Here is a 16432-nt window from a genome sequence, read left to right on the forward strand (position 1 = left end):
ATGGGCATCATCTGGCGTTTGAAATTGGAATTTGGCACGCCAGCGTTAAGCGAGATCGGTAGTGGGAAATTTGGGGGAATAGAACTGAGCAGTGAAGAGATTTACAAAGTAAGAACCGAAACGACGTGTTCATCGGTTATGGAAAACGGAGGAATGCTGAGCGAAGCAAGCTCGCCCAAAATACTGGGTTGGGAAGTGGTGCGATTGGTTCTGATGGTTAACGCGTCAATTGGATATCTATATCAAGAAAATGGCACCTAAGCCTAAGAACGCAAAGAAACCGACGACATCGGTAACGGTCGTCAATACTACCGAGCCAGCCACGGCGGGGTCAATGTTAAACTTCTTCAACGTGAATGGTATCAACGTCCCCGATGCCGCGGCCGCCAAACTATTGAGGAAAATTGCACAACAGATAATAAGCGCCAATCGCCAAGAGTCAAACACCATGTAGACGACACCCGCGATGACTAATCCCATGATCAAGCCATTAATGGTGGCGATTTTTAATTCCTTATTCACCAATAGCTTCAAGTTACTTTGGTGCAAGTGGTTTAGTGCGATACCTCGAATGGCCACCGCTAAGGTTTGGCTACCCGCGATGCCGCCCATGCTCGCCACGACAGGCATTAAGATCGCAAGCGCAACGACTTGCTCGACCACATTATCAAAAAGCCCAATGATGGCGGAGGCTACGAAAGCGGTCAGCAAGTTAATCACTAGCCAAAGTGCTCTTAACCTTGTCGCCACGCTTAATGGTGTGAACAAATCTTCTTCGCTTCGTACGTTTTCTGCCACTACAGCTTGTAGGCTGAGTTCGCGCAACGTAATCGCGATGGTCGCCATCGACAAGACGCCCATAATTTTGCCACCAGCCATGATAGGAAACCAATGTGCTCCACCATCAATCGAGACTTGTTTGCTGACGCTTTGAATCGTTTGAATATCTTCTAGAATTGGCGTAACTACGGTCAAGTCGGTAAGTTTGATATGATTTTCGTGCATCAACAGGGTTTGCGGCTCTATCGTACCAATCACACCACTCGCATCACGCACAATAATCAACCGCACTGGACTTTGCCCACGTTTTAGCAGCTCGGTTTTGATGCCTCCTACGCTGTTTTTAGGGTTTGCGACCAGAAAGTGAGGCTCGGCATAACGTCCAACTTTGTTGTCTTCATACGACAATGCTTGTTGGATATGCGCGACAGACTCTTCACTTTGATCAATAAGGTATTCATCTACAAATTCGGTCGGTAGAAAGTCCGCAAAGATGATCAGTTCTGAATCCGTTATGTACGCCAAGCGTTCATGTTGTAAGTCTTTATTGAGTGATTGATGAATGTGCTTGGCGGTGTCGTATCGGAGCAAATTTAATACCGTCCAATACTTCTCAGGCGGCACTGCTTCTATGACACGCTTACGGTAAGCAATGTTGACCGATTCCAAAATGTTCGCAATCTGTGCTTCTTGATAGTCTTTCAAAAAGCTCAAGTCTTCGGTCGATTCTATCGCTTTAATGATCTCAGCAAGCAAATGTGGCACTTTGCGGTTAATTTGCAATTGGTTGGAATCTATCATTACTTTTACCTATAGCTTTCACTACCACATTCGCCGCATTGACGATATGTGCTATCCGAAGGCATGAATTCTTGATGTTAAAATTCTAGGCGATAGTTGACTTAATTGCGGAATTTATATTTCGCTCGCAGAAACAAAACGCCTCTGCATCAGTTCATGGTATAGACTTGAATGTGTGTCAGGCTCATTCGCCTTGTTTGATAATGGAGTAATCAATGGCACCTGTATTTTTTCTGACTCAGCAGGCCGCCTTACCAAGTCGTAAGGTGCTTCGTAAAGTGATTCAATTTTCGACAGCGTTGGCTCAGCCTATTGTGGTTTTAGTGGAAGACCATCGCCGAAGTGAAGATCACGCATTCGCTCATTTTCTCAGTTTCAACTCTGACCATATAAAAAAAAGACAAGCTGAGTTTGAAGCTTGGACCTTAAAGTTCAACGCATTAATTGTCGAACTTTGTGAAGAAGAAGAGCTTGAAACACCAACGCTCTCTTACGAGCATTTCAAAGGGAGCCATTGGGTTGAGCAAGTTGCGAAACGACTTGTTGACCACACTGACTTACTGCTCGTGGGACACTTTAACAAACACGAGATTCAAACGATGCTCACAGAACTAGCACAACAAGATTGCGACTTGTTGCTACTGAGTGAGCGGTCATGGCCTTCTCACGCCAACATGCTTTGTGCAATCGACCCACTTCATCGAGGGGATGAAAAGTCGATAGTAGATAAAGCCATCGTCTCGCGAGGCTCAAAATTAGAACAAACCTTAAGCGGGAAAATGACGCTCGTTTACTGCCGATACGTCGCACCATACCTCTCTCGCTATCGTGCAGAGATATTAAGCAATCAAAAAGCAGGCATTACAGATTTTATTAGTGCGCAAAAGTTAACGCGAGTTCCATTACTATTACCGGAAGGAAACCCTGAAACGGCGTTACCAAAAGCAGTTAAGCAATCACAAGCAGCGATTTTGATTATGGGGGCATGTAAACGAAGCATGTCATCTCAATTTTGGTCTGGCAGCACTGTAGACACGTTACTTGATCAACCACCTTGTGACCTACTGTTGGTCAACAGTTCCAAGGGCTGACTAGGTATTCCCTATTAACCAACCCTTTCAATACCAAGCGCAGTTATTGGCTCTTTACATCTTCTAACTGCGCGGCTTCGTGCTCTGCGTTCAAGGCTTGTTTCTGCTGCTGTTTTATCTCATCCCAACTGCGTCCCGACTCAATCGCAGATACACGCTGATCGTATTTGTTGCAGGCTCTTTCGAGTACTTTCTCAGGATCTATGCCCTTTTCTCTTTCCAGCGCTTTTAATACGTTAAGATAGTTCCACAACACATCGCCTAACTCGTCTTCCAAATGACAAAGGCGATCCTCACGAATCTCTTCGCGGACTTCATCAACTTCTTTGCCAATGGCCTCCAGATAAGTCTCTACGCCTTTAAACCAAGTGTTGGTTTGGTCATATTGAGATTTTCTCGTCGCAATTGCATACAGCTCATCAAATTTCTTCATTGCCTCTCCGTAGAACACGTTTTTATTTATGCCTTTTTAGGACGAATAAACTTCCCTTTAGCCGTCACTCTAACTTCGCTTTCGACCCGCAATTGAGCCACCAGTTGATATATACCGCGTCGTTCACCTTCACAGTGTGCAGTAATCGTGACTCGATCATCTAACTGAATAGGTGCATGGTAGCGCACATCCAACTGCGCCGTAAGGGCTTGAATGTCTCTAGATAACAAACAATGCGTCATTGCACCATCGAGAAGCGAACTGGCAATACCACCATGCAACAGGTCTGTGTAACCTTGATGACGCGGTAAAACGTGAAACTCTCCGACAACAGAACCATCGGCTAGGTATTGGTAGTTCACGGCCAAAGAGTTCGGATTCACATTAATTGAAGAACAAACCGCACATTGATGATGAGATTCGTGAGTGTAATGACAGTAGCTGTTTGTGGACATGATAGTTACTCGGTTTCTCAAAAGATTAATTAGCATATGCCAACAATTAAAAAGAAACGGCGAGTAATCTTTGTTTGCATGTTGCAGGGCCAGCAACCTCGCTTTTCATAACACTAAATAATCATTTTAATAATTAACGATAATTTCCAGTTTATTTAGAGTGGCGATATGGTTTGCATAGTGATTACGCAACGTTATGAAAAGGCGACTTATGAAGTTTCTCCACACGATGATCCGTGTAGCTGACCTAGACAAATCTATCGAATTTTATACAAAAGTTCTGGGAATGAGTGTTTTGGATCGTTTTGAAAACCAAGAATACCGTTACTCACTGGTGTTTGTTGGTAACACTGATCAACCAGATGGCGCGACCATCGAGCTAACTTATAACTGGGATACCGACAGTTACGACTTGGGTAACGCATTCGGACACATGGCACTGGGGTCTGAAGATATTTACGCCGCTTGCGAAAAAATTAAAGCGCTTGGTGGCAACGTTACTCGCGAGCCAGGTCCAATGAAAGGCGGAGAAACTCACATCGCCTTCATTAAAGATCCCGATGGTTACCAAATCGAACTCATCCAAACTCAAAAATAACGAGGTTTCCTATGACAGACGCATTATTTCAACCCATTCAACTTGGCTCTCTCTCATTAAAAAACCGTATCGTTATGCCTCCGATGACGCGCTCTCGTGCTTCTCAACCAGGTAATATCGCTAACGATATGATGGCGACCTACTATGCTCAACGCGCTGAAGCGGGCCTAATCGTTGCTGAAGGCACACAAATTTCGCCAATGGGTCAAGGCTATGCATGGACACCAGGCATTTACAGCCCAGAGCAAATTGCTGGCTGGAAAAGGGTAACTAATGCGGTGCACGAGAATGGCGGCACTATCTTCGCGCAATTGTGGCACGTTGGTCGCGTGACTCACCCTGATAACATTGGCGGTGAGCAACCTATTTCTTCTTCTGCGCTAAAAGCAGAAAACGTGAAAGTATTTGTCGATAACGGCACAGACGAACCGGGTTTTGTCGACGTGGTTGAGCCACGTGAAATGACCAAACAAGACATCAAGAACGTTATTGAAGAGTACCGCCAAGCCGCCCTAAACGCGATAGAAGCCGGATTCGATGGTATCGAGCTTCATGCAGCGAATGGCTACTTGGTTAACCAGTTTATCGATTCTGAAGCGAATAACCGCACCGATGAATACGGTGGCTCTATTGAAAACCGTCTGCGTTTTCTTGGTGAAGTGATAGAAGCGATGACGCAAGCTATTGGCGCTGAGCGTGTTGGTGTTCGTCTTGCACCATTCACTTCGTTAAATGGCACCGTTGATAGTACGCCAGTCGAAACCTACACCGCCGCTGCAGCGCTGCTTGATAAACTCAATGTGGTTTACATTCACATTGCAGAAGTAGATTGGGACGACGCGCCAGACACTCCGCACAACTTTAAAACCGCAGTTCGTGAGGCGTACAAAGGTACACTGATTTATGCCGGTCGTTACAACGCTGAAAAGGCGCAACACGCGATCGAAAGTGGTTTAGCTGACATGATTGGCTTTGGCCGTCCGTTTGTTGCAAACCCAGACTTACCAAGCCGCATCAAACATGGCTATCCACTGGCAGAACATGACCCTGCCACATTGTTCGGCGGCGGTGAAAAAGGCTTAGTGGACTACCCTGCGTATCACGCGGGTTAATTCATCTACGTAAAGCTGATTCGCAACTCGCGACAAACCAATAGCTAACCCAAAAGAACCTTGCTCTTCCCCCTGTGACGCCAAGATGCAGGGTTCTTTTTAGGCAAGCCACCAGAATTAACGTCTTTGACAAGATGTACAACCTCGGCACGCAGAGCGCGTCGTTTTACTGAGCAAACGGCGTTGTACTTTACAGTAAGCATTTTTTAAAGCACGACGACCTGAAAACCAATCATCCGGTTTAGTGAGGATTAAGTAGCCGTTAAACCTCTTAACCAACTCGGTTCGGTTGTTTTCGATAAATCGGCTATCAAACTCGATGTCGAAGTAATCCAAAGCCTCTTCGATACAAGTAGAGCTGGCAATTTTTTCCTGAATCGTATTCTCTGTCATCGTTTCTTTAGCGTAATCATTTTCAATGAAGTCTAAGTGCCTCGCGCTTTACGTTCTTTGATTTAGCGCTTCTTAAGATCATTCTTTATGGGTTTTCCATATTGAAATTCAATTTGGGAATTCGTTAACCCACCTAGCATTTTCATTTTGACAATCACTTTAAGGCACTGATTTAAATAAACATTATTTCTGGTTCATATTTTGCTCTACTTCATTAAACGGAATGTTGGAGCAACACGATATGACTTACAGAGCAGAAGTAGACGGATTAAGGGCGATTGCTGTCACGTTGGTGATTTTGTTTCATGCAGGAGTTGAGCAATTCGCTGGTGGCTTTATTGGCGTCGACGTGTTCTTTGTGATCAGCGGCTATTTGATCACTACCATCGTGATTAACGACTTAGAAAACCAGAAGTTCAGCCTTGGTGATTTTTATGAGCGACGCATTCGTCGCATACTCCCCCTCTTACTGGTGGTGATCGCCGTCAGCTATTTGATGTCTTGGTGGCTATTTTTGCCGCAACCACACAAAGACGTTGGTCAGTTCGCAGTGTCTTCCATTCTTTCCGCATCCAACATTCTTCTGTATTTGAAAGGCCACAATTACTTCGGTTTAGAAGATCAAGCCAACCCGCTGTTCCACACATGGAGCTTGGGCGTTGAAGAACAATACTACATTGTCATTCCTTTGCTACTCATGCTACTCGCTCGTGGAAAAAACGCGTTTTACCTAACTTTTTTCATCGTGGTATTTGCGCTGAGTTTGATGACTATTGTCTACGCGAGCAACGATCCTGATTTCACTTTTTACATGATCTTCTCTCGTGCTTGGGAACTGGCAACCGGTTCATTACTCGCATTAGTGATGAGAAAAGTCCAAGTTCAATCTAACGATACGCTAGCAACCATTGGCATCGTTTTGATATTGGCTTCCGCGCTTTTGTTTGAAAAATCGCAAGATGGCGCGGGCATTACGCTGCTGGTGCCAGTCATCGGTAGCGCGTTGGTGATTTTGTTTGCCTCTAAAGGCAATGTCTGCGGTAGATTACTGAGCCTAAAGTGGGTCGTGTTCGTCGGCTTAATCAGCTACAGCTTATACTTGTGGCACATTCCATTATTTGTCTTTTACCGCTACGTGTTGGACACAACACAAGACGTCAATATCCCGCTTTACTTTATCGCTCTTTTTGTACTGTCTTACTTCACTTGGCGCTTTATTGAAAAGCCGTTCCGTAGCCGAAAAGCCATGAGCATGCGCACTGTGTCCGCGGTTATTGTGTTGTTGACGTTGCCCTTGCTAACGCTCGGCGTTATCGGTCATCAAAACGGTGGTTTTCCAGAAAGAAGCGCATTTTTCGAGGCCATGCGCGTTAACAACGGTTATGGTTTAGATTGCAACGGCAACACCAACGTTAACGATGTGTGCTCGTCTGCGCCGCAGCCCGCCATCGCTGTGTTAGGCAATAGTCACAGCATGGTTTACGTGAAGCGTCTATCTGAAGTAACACCAACTGGCGTGGTGCAACTTACTCAAGATTCCTGTGCGGTCGGTTATGTCGACACCATCAAAGGTGCTGGCTCAGTTCCTTGCCGACAGTTCTTCAATGAGGCTGTCGATACCATTCTAAGTACCCCTTCCATTCGTCGCGTTGTTATCTCTTCTAATTTCAATAAAGAGCTTTCACAAGCCGATTATGAAGCATCATTAACCAAATTATTGAATGAACTGAAAGGAAAGGAAGTGGTCGTTTTCGGTCCAACCCCTTCTGCACCGTTTGCGGTAGGAGAATGCCTTTGGAAAGCGCGTTTGTTTGGCGAGACAGAAGAGTCTGCCTGCGACTTTTCTCCCAAACAACATCACCCTCAAAACGTGGCGAAGTTAGTGAACTACTTTGAGCAATTTGAGCACGTTGAGTTTGTCGACTTGACCGATGCCATTTGCAGAAATGGCGTATGTCGAATGAAAGTTGGTACAAACAATGCGATGTATACGGATGACAGCCATTTATCTTACAAAGGTGCTGAGTTGGTGCTTGGGCATTACCACAACAGTACAAATGAAGCGCAACAGTTCACTTACGACCGACAATAACCAAGGGAATAAACTTTTATGCTTCAGCGCTTATCTCAGGTAAGCGCTGAATGCTTTAAAGCAAGACAAAGCTAGGCGTCTATTTGAAAATGCGCGGATCAAACGCGAAATCGAGCTTTTCGGCTTTCTTGATGATCTCTTTCATTTTGGGATGATTTGGATTCACCACGTAGTTTTTATCACGAGGTGAAATCGTTGAAGGCACTTGCAGCGCGGCAAACTCTGGATGAGGATCATTGAGAAACTGATCACCAATGTACTGCGTAGACTCGCTCGCCGGTATTGCTCGCCACGTCACAGGGAGATCTTCTTCATCTAAGGTGGCGATGAGGTATTCTGGCATTTCAATACGATATAAATCGTAAAGTTTGGTGATAGCAGGATCGTTGTTTACGTGAACAAACACTTCCAACGAGCAAAGGGATTCCGATTCAGAGAAGTAGAGGGCTTCGGTTCCTTTTGAGTTCCATCGCCCTCCAAATAACTTTGCGCCAACGGGGCTGAATGGCGTGTCAGCAAATTTCTTTTGTGTGAGACGATAGAGCTTCATATTACGAGAATACCCCGTGCTCTAAACGGCCGATCAAATCTTTTACGATTTCAAAATCCACCGTGGTCGAGACCATATCAAGTGGACGTTTTCCACCTAATCCATACACATTCTCTCTCATCCATTTTAACGCGCGCTCTTCGTCGTCAAACAGTTCTGTCGCGAGTTTCAATAACATCGCTAATCGATAGATTGCATCACTTTCTTGCGTATTGAAGCGCTCATCGTTTTTTAGACGACGCTTGATCGTGCTAATAGGTATCAATGTGACGTTTTGAAACTCACTCTGAGAAAGCTTCACACGCTCAACAATATTGCGATACACCTTTGGCTCAAAGCCTTTGTGAACCGCATCAGTGCGACCTGTTTTAGCGTCTTCAATACCCAACATAAACCAGAAATTGGCTTTATGAGGTTGTTTCGGTTTGAAGCTTTTTAATGCTGCAGTTGCCATATCAAGCTCCCATGGTTCATATGGTCCAGTTATTATGGTTCAAATGAGCTTAGATTTCAATCAAAGTAACAATCAAAGTAAAAAGATAGGTAAAGAAAAAGGCGAGCTTTTCGCCCGCCTCTCTTACTTATTCATCAACCCATCTACCGACGGGCATCGTTTCACTTATTGCAAGTCAAAACGATCCGCGTTCATGACTTTCGTCCATGCGGCGATGAAGTCATGGATGAATTTTTCCTGATTATCATCTTGCGCATACACTTCCGCATACGAACGCAGGATCGAGTTTGAACCAAAGACAAGATCCACTCGAGTAGCCGTCCACTTCACAGCGTCGGTTTTACGATCACGGATTTCATATTGATTAGCACTCACTGGTTTCCACGTATATGCCATGTCAGTAAGGTTCACGAAGAAATCATTCGACAAAGTGCCTACTCGGTCAGTAAATACGCCCTCTTTTCCACCGCCGTAGTTACTGCCTAGAACGCGCATACCACCGATAAGTACCGTCATTTCTGGCGCCGTTAGCCCCATAAGCTGAGCACGATCTAATAAAAGCTCTTCTGGCTTAACCGCGTAGTCTTTCTTCAACCAATTTCGGAAACCGTCAGCAACAGGCTCAAGTACTTCGAACGATTCCACATCCGTCATCTCTTGGGTGGCATCACCTCGGCCTGGCGCGAATGGTACGGAAACATCATGACCTGCGGCACGCGCAGCCAGTTCAATACCTACGTTACCAGCAAGCACGATAGCATCTGCAACACTACAGCCCTCTTCTGCTGCTATTTTTTCTAACACCGCAAGAACACGTCTTAGACGTTCAGGTTCGTTCCCTTGCCAATCTTTTTGCGGAGCCAAGCGAATTCTCGCGCCATTTGCACCGCCTCGGCGGTCAGAGCCACGGTAAGTACGCGCACTATCCCACGCCGTACTTACTAACTCACTAATGGATAGGCCACTTGCTTCGATTTTTGTTTTTACTAAATCAACATCGTAGTCTGTCTTACCTGCGGGCGTTGGGTCTTGCCAAATAAGATCTTCGCTTGGCACATCAGGGCCGAAATAACATGATTTTGGTCCTAGATCGCGGTGTGTCAACTTAAACCAGGCACGAGCAAAAACGTCATCAAAGTACGCAGGGTCATTTTGGAACTTTTCTGCAATCTTACGATATTCAGGGTCCATTTTGAGCGCCATATCGGCGTCGGTCATGATTGGATTGTAGCGCTTAGAACCGTCTTCAACATCGACAGGCTTGTCTTGTTCTTCAATGTCGATTGGCTCCCATTGCCATGCGCCAGCTGGGCTCTTTTTCAGTTCCCAGTCATACTTAAATAGTAGGTGGAAGTATCCGTAGTCCCATTGTGTAGGGTGCGTTGTCCAAGCACCTTCAATGCCACTCGTTACCGTGTCACGGCCAATACCACGTGTTTTGTGGTTAATCCAGCCAAGACCTTGCTCATGAACGTCTGCTGCTTCGGGCTCTGGGCCAAGGTTTGCGGCATCACCATTACCATGACACTTACCCACCGTGTGACCACCAGCTGTGAGCGCGACGGTTTCTTCATCGTTCATTGCCATTCGCGCAAAGGTCACTCGCATGTCATGTGCTGTTTTGAGAGGATCTGGGTTACCGTCTACCCCTTCAGGGTTCACATAGATAAGACCCATCATTACCGCAGCAAGCGGGTTTTCTAAATCTCGCTCACCAGAGTAGCGGCTGTTATCAGCGTCACTTGTGGCTAACCATTCTTGCTCAGACCCCCAGTAAGTGTCTTTTTCTGGGTGCCAAATGTCCTCTCGTCCAAACGCAAAGCCAAAGGTCTTAAAGCCCATGGATTCGTACGCCATGTTACCGGCAAGGACAATCAGGTCTGCCCAACTTAGTTTGTTGCCATATTTTTTCTTGATTGGCCATAAAAGGCGTCGAGCCTTATCGAGGTTGGCGTTATCTGGCCAAGAGTTGAGAGGAGCAAAGCGTTGGTTGCCTGTAGCAGCACCGCCACGGCCATCCGCAATACGATAACTGCCCGCTGCATGCCATGCCATTCGGATCATTAAACCACCGTAGTGTCCCCAGTCGGCAGGCCACCAGTCTTGGCTATCAGTCATTAAATCTTTTAAATCTTTTTTAAGTGCTTCGACATCTAGCTTTTTCAGTTCTTCTTTGTAATTAAAGTCCTGACCAAATGGGTTGGTTTTGGAGTCGTGTTGATGCAGGATGTCTAAGTTCAAGGCATTCGGCCACCAATCCATCACCGACTTATCTGTAGATGTTTGCCCACCATGCATAACTGGACATTTACCTACCGAACCGCCGTTTGCTTTGCTCATATAATGCTCCTTCGTGTCGTGGTTGTGGTAACCACTCTTTGTTATTCAATAAATCGAATATCCACCTCAAACAGCGTAGTTCATACACTGTTTTTTTAGTTAACGCCAAGTCAAAATTTCAAACATTTCAGCGAATAAATAATTGTTATCAAACATGTACCTATATGCAGAAAATATGGATAGAGATCAGTTTAAGTCCATACCTGAATACTTAATCCCAGACAGCCTCGCCATGTTGTGATCCCAGGTCGCTAAATCATGATGACTAAATTCATTCAGAGCGTGATGACCACACGCCCTCGCCATGACTTTCATGAGCTCGACCGAGGATTCGAAGAAATTTTTCAGTTGCTGGGATGACTTTTCAACGTCGAGACGCTGCCTCAAATCGGCATTTTGTGTCGCAATGCCTGCAGGGCAATTATTGGTGTTGCAGATGCGAGCCGCGACACAACCGATCGATTGCATCGCACTGTTTGCTATCGCTACTCCGTCTGCTCCAAGTGCCAACGCTTTGACAAAATCCGTAGGAACTCGCAACCCACCAGTGATGATTAATGTGACGCTGTCACTTACACCTTTTTCATCTAAGTACTTACGTGCACGAGCTAATGCAGGGATGGTGGGCACACTAATATGATCACGGAACATAGTTGGCGCCGCACCCGTGCCACCACCGCGACCGTCTAAGATGATGTAATCAGCCCCAGCATCAAGCGCAAACTGAATGTCTTGCTCAATATGGTTGGCACTGAGTTTAAATCCAATTGGAATACCGCCTGTGATGCCACGAACTCTGTCAGCAAACTTTCTGAAATCGTGAGTAGTGTGAAGATCTTTGAACGTTGGTGGTGATATCGCTGGTTGTCCCTCGGGGATGCCTCTCACCTGAGAGATCTTACCTACATTTTTATTTGCAGGCAGATGACCACCCGTGCCCGTTTTTGCTCCTTGCCCGCCTTTGAAGTGAAACGCCTGAACATTAAGAAGCTTAGATTCGTCGTAGCCAAATTGAGCACTAGCAAGCTCATAGAAATACCGTGAATTGGCGGCTTGCTCTTCCGGTAACATGCCACCCTCACCAGAGCAAATCCCAGTCCCTGCCAACTCTGCACCTTTTGCTAGTGCAATTTTCGCCTCTTCAGAAAGTGCGCCAAAACTCATGTCCGACACCAACAAAGGAATGGCGAGTCTGAGCGGCTTACGCGCGTTTGGTCCCACAATCAACTCGGTAGACACAGGAACGTCTTCCAACAACGGTTGTGTCGCCATTTGCGCCACCATGATTTGTATAGCATCCCAATGTGGTAGCAAATGCCTAGGAACCCCCATTGCAGCCATCGGACCATGATGACCGAGTTTAGAGAGTCCTTCTCTCGCTAATTGGTGGATAAACTCGAGGGTTGGTTCTTCTTGAGTAGCAGACGCCGTTGGTTTGTCTCTTTTCTCTCGCTTTTGTTCCGGTCCCTCTTTACCGACTTGCTCTGCGGTAAATCGCTTGTGTGTACCATCACAAAAAGGAGCATTGGCGGTATGCTTACATTGGCAGAGATAGGCATCTTCGTCTTTTTCCGCACTAAAGCTCATTGGCTTTAAGCCGGTTCCCGAATGAGACCCATCGCAGTAAGGTTGATTTTTAGAACGCCCACATCGGCAGAAGTAATATTCTTGCCCAGCTTTCAACTCTACTTTGATCGGCTTGTTATCAGCGATGATTGGCTTGCTCATGTTGCCCCCTATTTATTATTGTTAACCATGCTTTCTCGCTGGCTTGCAATAAGCGTAGAACAGGAGCGTAAAGAGCGTCAGTGTCGCCGAGTAAAATGCGCGATTGTCGCCCGACTAACCTATACTTTTTATGGGTCTCATACACGTGGAGGCTATATGACGATTGCAACCCGATTAGATGAATATTTGACTGAGCATAACATTCACTTTCAAACCGTGAATCACAGCCACAGTCATAGCTCGCTACAAAGTGGTGTTGCAGCAGGTGTGCCTTTAATGAATATCGCAAAAGGTGTTATTCTAGAGGATCATGAAGGGCGTCATATGATGGCGGTCTTACCTGCCAACAACAAAATCAGTTTGTCGCGATTAAACGACGAATTTAATGCCACCTTCCACTTGGTGAAAGAGCGTATGGTTTACCGACTCTTCACCGATTGTGAACACGGCGCTATTCCACCGATTGGTAGCCCTTACCACATGTCGACAGTTTGCGATGAAAGACTAGCAAACTTGGAACATGTCTACCTTGAAGCTGGCGATCATGAAACTCTGATTAAGCTGGACCGAAAGGCGTTTAAAGAACTGATGAACGACTGTAGATATCTAAGATTCAGCAGTGAAGTTCTGCATTAAACTTGCCAAGATCTCTCGACACTTCCTGAACAAGGCTCTTTCAACAAGAGCCTTTCTTTGTTTTGTTGGTAGCACGCGATGGAAGTTTCTCGGACTTTGGTGCCCAGCGTTTCAGAGCATATAGAAACAAAAAACCGCCTATTCGGGCGGTTTTTTATCAATCAAATCATAATTATTATCGAACAAAGATCTTTTGGATCGCTTTTATCGCCATAGCCCTACGGCGCATTAATACGCTCGTTCTTGGCAACCATTTCGGTGTGTGAAGAATAGTTTTCGCATGACTAAAAGTTCTGAATCCTTCCTCTCCGTGATAATGCCCAATACCCGATTCACCAACGCCACCAAAAGGCGCATCTTCAGCGCCAACATGTAAAACCGTATCATTAACGCCGACGCCACCACTGTGGGTGTTGCGTACAATATGTTTGATAGTCGATTTGTCGTCCGACATAACATACAGCGCAAGTGGTCTTTGGTGCTGATTAATGTAGTCAATCGCTTCATCAACGGCATTGTAGGGCTTAACAGGTAGAAATGGCCCGAAGATCTCCTCTTGCATGATTCGCATATTCGGCGACACATCCGTGACCAAATGAGGATACAGAAGTCGTTCCTCTTGGGGCGACGCCTCAACAGTGTGAAGGTTAGCACCTTGCGCTTTTGCATCCTCAAGTAGCGCAGTCAAACGATCATATTGTCGTTGGTTGACAATATGGGTCAGCTTTTGATTCTTGTTGGATTTTAAATAGAGCTTTTCAAAACGTTTTAAGAATAGCGAAATGAACTCTTCGACACGTTCTTGCGGTACAAATGCGTAGTCAGGCGCGACACAAATCTGGCCTGCATTAATGCATTTACCAAACAAGATAGCATCAACGGCTTTCTTCATGTCTGCATCTTTTGCAATGATCACCGGGGACTTTCCACCCAACTCTAACGTCACCGGGGTAAGGTTTTCCGCTGCCGCTTTTGCCACTGCGCGACCAACACTCATAGAACCCGTGAACAAAAGGTGATCGAATGGCAGTTGGCTGAATGCTTGTGCGACGTCTGCTTCACCCTCAAAAACTTCGACATACTCAGACAACCCACGGCAAATATCAACGATGACTTTATTGGTTTTTGGCGTAAATTCGCTGAGCTTCATCATCACGCGGTTGCCAGCAGCCAATGCTGTCACTAAAGGCGCAAGGCTCAAAATCACAGGAAAGTTCCACGGTGAAATGACCCCGACGACACCTAACGGTTGATACTGAACGGTGACTTTAGAAGGTGCGAGCAATAAGCCGGATTCGCGCTTGCTGGGTTTGCACCATTTTTTTAGTCGTTTGAGGGTATAATTAATATGCGAGACCGTTGGCAAAACGTCGGTCATGGCGGTATCAAATTCTGAGCGATAGCCAAAATCGTCACTTAACGCTTCAACCAAAGCTTGTTTGTTCTCAAGCAGCGATTTTTTTAACAAAACGAGGCGCTGTTTACGTTCATCCAAACTAGGATAAGGCTCGGCTGCATATGCCGCTTTTAAGCGTCCGAGGCTTTGCTGTAACAAGTTATCTACTTCAACCTCTGTGATTGCGTTCATGATGCTTCTCCTAGCCTAGTTTCTGCCAATGACGCCCCAAGTTAACACGAGCGCAACAATGTTACTATTGTAGCGCTCGTGAAGTTAGAGTTCGAACTCTGATTAAAATATTTCTGGGGTGGATACTACATCAAACGTAGTTCATAAATGCCTAGTCGTTGAGAGCGGTCAAGCATATCGAACTCATGATCAACGTATTCTTTTAATGTGGCGCCTGCACGCTCAGCAATATTGATGCTAGCGATGTTATCTTCCATACAATGGAACTGAATGAATTGTGCGTGCCCTTTCTGCTTCAAAAAAGGGATCAATACTGCGAGCACTTGATCAATCACACGATGGCCTCGCCCATTGTTGGCAAGCCAGTAGCCAATTTCAGTAACACGCGTATGTGAATCCACACCTTTAATGCCAATAACACCCGTAAGCTGCTCATCAAAATAAATTGCACACCAGTGGGAATCCAGCGCGTTACTGTTCACTCGCTGGGAAATGTAGTTAACGGCCTCTCTATGATTCGTGACAGAATCCGTCCAAGGTAGATAACCCTCAAGGCTCTCTCGGTGAGTGTTCACAACCTCTAGTAAAGCGGACGCGTGTTTCGTGTTGAGGGGCTCAATTGAGACCCTTTGCGAGACGGAAAAACGCTTCTGTAAGTGATTTCCTTGATACGTCTCTTGGCATGTGACTTCATCCATAGATGTTATTCCTTTTTATTGTGAACGCTCAGCGCAAATCCTAACGCTTCATTTTATGAGAACAAACCTCTCTATAAAAACTAATCAAAGCCGTTGCCGTTCATTTAGCCCTTTTGATCGATCAGCGTAAATGGCGTTAGTGATGCCACATCTACATAATGTTTCCATACATGTTCATATAGGTGATGCTGATTGGCAAACGGAGCCAGCTGCTTAGCTTCTTCAAGCGTACACCAGCGATACTCTGTATGCTCTTCGTTAAGAACAACTGATTGGTTAGGCGGACAAAATAGCACAAAACATGGGATAACCATGATACGGTTATTTTTTGCTTCGTAGAACTGCTCTAGAAAGTCTGCTGTATGTAACTCAACTTGGTCAATTAGTGTCTCTTCTTTTAACTCTCTTAAAATGGTTTGCCACCCGGCTTCACCCGCTTCGATACCACCTGCAACATGGCACCAATAGCCACCTTTTACGCGTTTAAGTAACAGCATTTTTTCTATGCCATCAATTTTTGAAATGACAACGCCTGAAACATGCGTTGCTTTTATCGGGATCATGTAAGCTCCTTAAATATCGAGTTTTTATTGTTACGCTGAGAGAGGCAGATTAATTGCTACGTATTCTACTGTTTATTCATCTTGTCGACAGAAGTGTTTGAGTTGAGAGGATTTAATCGC

General features: G+C 45.6%; 17 protein-coding genes. 6 read left to right on the plus strand and 11 right to left on the minus strand.

The genetic code is table 11. The features are described 5' to 3' along the window. On the plus strand, positions 1-261 hold the full coding sequence (locus tag R7O03_RS16150; protein ID WP_005376483.1) for a hypothetical protein: 261 nt from the start codon (positions 1-3) through the stop codon (positions 259-261). On the opposite strand, the gene R7O03_RS16155 is transcribed toward R7O03_RS16150, so the two are convergent. Next, complete coding sequence (locus R7O03_RS16155) at positions 238-1581, minus strand: magnesium transporter (protein ID WP_318131859.1); 1344 nt, start codon at positions 1579-1581, stop codon at positions 238-240. The two genes, R7O03_RS16150 and R7O03_RS16155, sit on opposite strands and share 24 nt — an antisense overlap. A 215-nt stretch (positions 1582-1796) precedes the next feature. Here R7O03_RS16155 and R7O03_RS16160 point away from each other — a divergent pair, with 215 nt between their 5' ends. Continuing rightward, the gene (locus R7O03_RS16160) at positions 1797-2672 is read left to right on the plus strand and encodes a universal stress protein (protein WP_053349149.1); all 876 of its coding nucleotides are present in this window, start codon (positions 1797-1799) and stop codon (positions 2670-2672) included. Between the two features lie 43 nt (positions 2673-2715). On the opposite strand, the gene R7O03_RS16165 is transcribed toward R7O03_RS16160, so the two are convergent. Then, positions 2716-3105: a MazG nucleotide pyrophosphohydrolase domain-containing protein gene (locus R7O03_RS16165; RefSeq protein ID WP_005376487.1), complete on the minus strand. Its 390-nt coding sequence runs from the start codon at positions 3103-3105 to the stop codon at positions 2716-2718. 26 nt (positions 3106-3131) lie between these two features. After that, entirely contained in the window at positions 3132-3560 is a 429-nt protein-coding gene (locus tag R7O03_RS16170; RefSeq protein WP_031781242.1) for a PaaI family thioesterase, read from the minus strand. A 211-nt stretch (positions 3561-3771) separates the two neighbouring features. Here R7O03_RS16170 and gloA point away from each other — a divergent pair, with 211 nt between their 5' ends. Together gloA and R7O03_RS16180 are read left to right on the plus strand one after the other, a co-directional pair. Further along, on the plus strand, positions 3772-4158 hold the full coding sequence (gene gloA, locus R7O03_RS16175) for a lactoylglutathione lyase (RefSeq protein ID WP_017635331.1): 387 nt from the start codon (positions 3772-3774) through the stop codon (positions 4156-4158). An 11-nt stretch (positions 4159-4169) separates the two neighbouring features. Beyond that, positions 4170-5270, plus strand: coding sequence for an alkene reductase (locus tag R7O03_RS16180; RefSeq protein ID WP_206958814.1), 1101 nt, complete (start codon positions 4170-4172; stop codon positions 5268-5270). Between the two features lie 117 nt (positions 5271-5387). Here the strand turns inward: R7O03_RS16180 and R7O03_RS16185 are convergent, their stop codons facing one another. Further along, positions 5388-5663 (minus strand): nitrogenase-stabilizing/protective protein NifW, encoded by a 276-nt coding sequence (locus R7O03_RS16185; RefSeq protein WP_318131860.1) that lies wholly within the window; start codon positions 5661-5663, stop codon positions 5388-5390. A 241-nt stretch (positions 5664-5904) separates the two neighbouring features. Between R7O03_RS16185 and R7O03_RS16190 the strand changes: the two genes are divergently transcribed. Then, complete coding sequence (locus tag R7O03_RS16190) at positions 5905-7755, plus strand: acyltransferase family protein (RefSeq protein WP_213970386.1); 1851 nt, start codon at positions 5905-5907, stop codon at positions 7753-7755. Positions 7756-7834: 79 nt separating this feature from the next. Here the strand turns inward: R7O03_RS16190 and R7O03_RS16195 are convergent, their stop codons facing one another. The 4 genes from R7O03_RS16195 to R7O03_RS16210 form a co-directional block, all read right to left on the minus strand. After that, positions 7835-8305 (minus strand): RES family NAD+ phosphorylase, encoded by a 471-nt coding sequence (locus R7O03_RS16195; RefSeq protein WP_005376497.1) that lies wholly within the window; start codon positions 8303-8305, stop codon positions 7835-7837. 1 nt (position 8306) lies between these two features. Further along, positions 8307-8759: an antitoxin Xre/MbcA/ParS toxin-binding domain-containing protein gene (locus R7O03_RS16200; protein WP_213970385.1), complete on the minus strand. Its 453-nt coding sequence runs from the start codon at positions 8757-8759 to the stop codon at positions 8307-8309. 165 nt (positions 8760-8924) lie between these two features. Continuing rightward, positions 8925-11099 (minus strand): catalase/peroxidase HPI, encoded by a 2175-nt coding sequence (gene katG / locus R7O03_RS16205; RefSeq protein ID WP_017820988.1) that lies wholly within the window; start codon positions 11097-11099, stop codon positions 8925-8927. 186 nt (positions 11100-11285) lie between these two features. Beyond that, positions 11286-12827 carry a glutamate synthase-related protein gene (locus R7O03_RS16210; RefSeq protein ID WP_158155964.1) on the minus strand — a complete coding sequence of 514 codons (1542 nt, stop codon included), beginning with the start codon at positions 12825-12827 and terminating at the stop codon, positions 11286-11288. 156 nt (positions 12828-12983) lie between these two features. Between R7O03_RS16210 and R7O03_RS16215 the strand changes: the two genes are divergently transcribed. Then, positions 12984-13463: an aminoacyl-tRNA deacylase gene (locus tag R7O03_RS16215; RefSeq protein ID WP_005376501.1), complete on the plus strand. Its 480-nt coding sequence runs from the start codon at positions 12984-12986 to the stop codon at positions 13461-13463. Positions 13464-13638: 175 nt separating this feature from the next. Here the strand turns inward: R7O03_RS16215 and R7O03_RS16220 are convergent, their stop codons facing one another. From R7O03_RS16220 to R7O03_RS16230, 3 genes are all read right to left on the minus strand, one after another. Further along, positions 13639-15051, minus strand: coding sequence for a coniferyl aldehyde dehydrogenase (locus R7O03_RS16220; protein WP_318131861.1), 1413 nt, complete (start codon positions 15049-15051; stop codon positions 13639-13641). Between the two features lie 125 nt (positions 15052-15176). After that, positions 15177-15749 carry a GNAT family N-acetyltransferase gene (locus R7O03_RS16225; RefSeq protein WP_047101443.1) on the minus strand — a complete coding sequence of 191 codons (573 nt, stop codon included), beginning with the start codon at positions 15747-15749 and terminating at the stop codon, positions 15177-15179. Positions 15750-15853: 104 nt separating this feature from the next. Next, positions 15854-16312 (minus strand): NUDIX hydrolase, encoded by a 459-nt coding sequence (locus R7O03_RS16230; RefSeq protein ID WP_005376504.1) that lies wholly within the window; start codon positions 16310-16312, stop codon positions 15854-15856. Positions 16313-16432 lie beyond the last annotated feature (120 nt).

Origin of the sequence: Vibrio sp. Vb2960, assembly GCF_033337665.1 — a bacterium.
GTDB lineage: Bacteria > Pseudomonadota > Gammaproteobacteria > Enterobacterales > Vibrionaceae > Vibrio > Vibrio alginolyticus.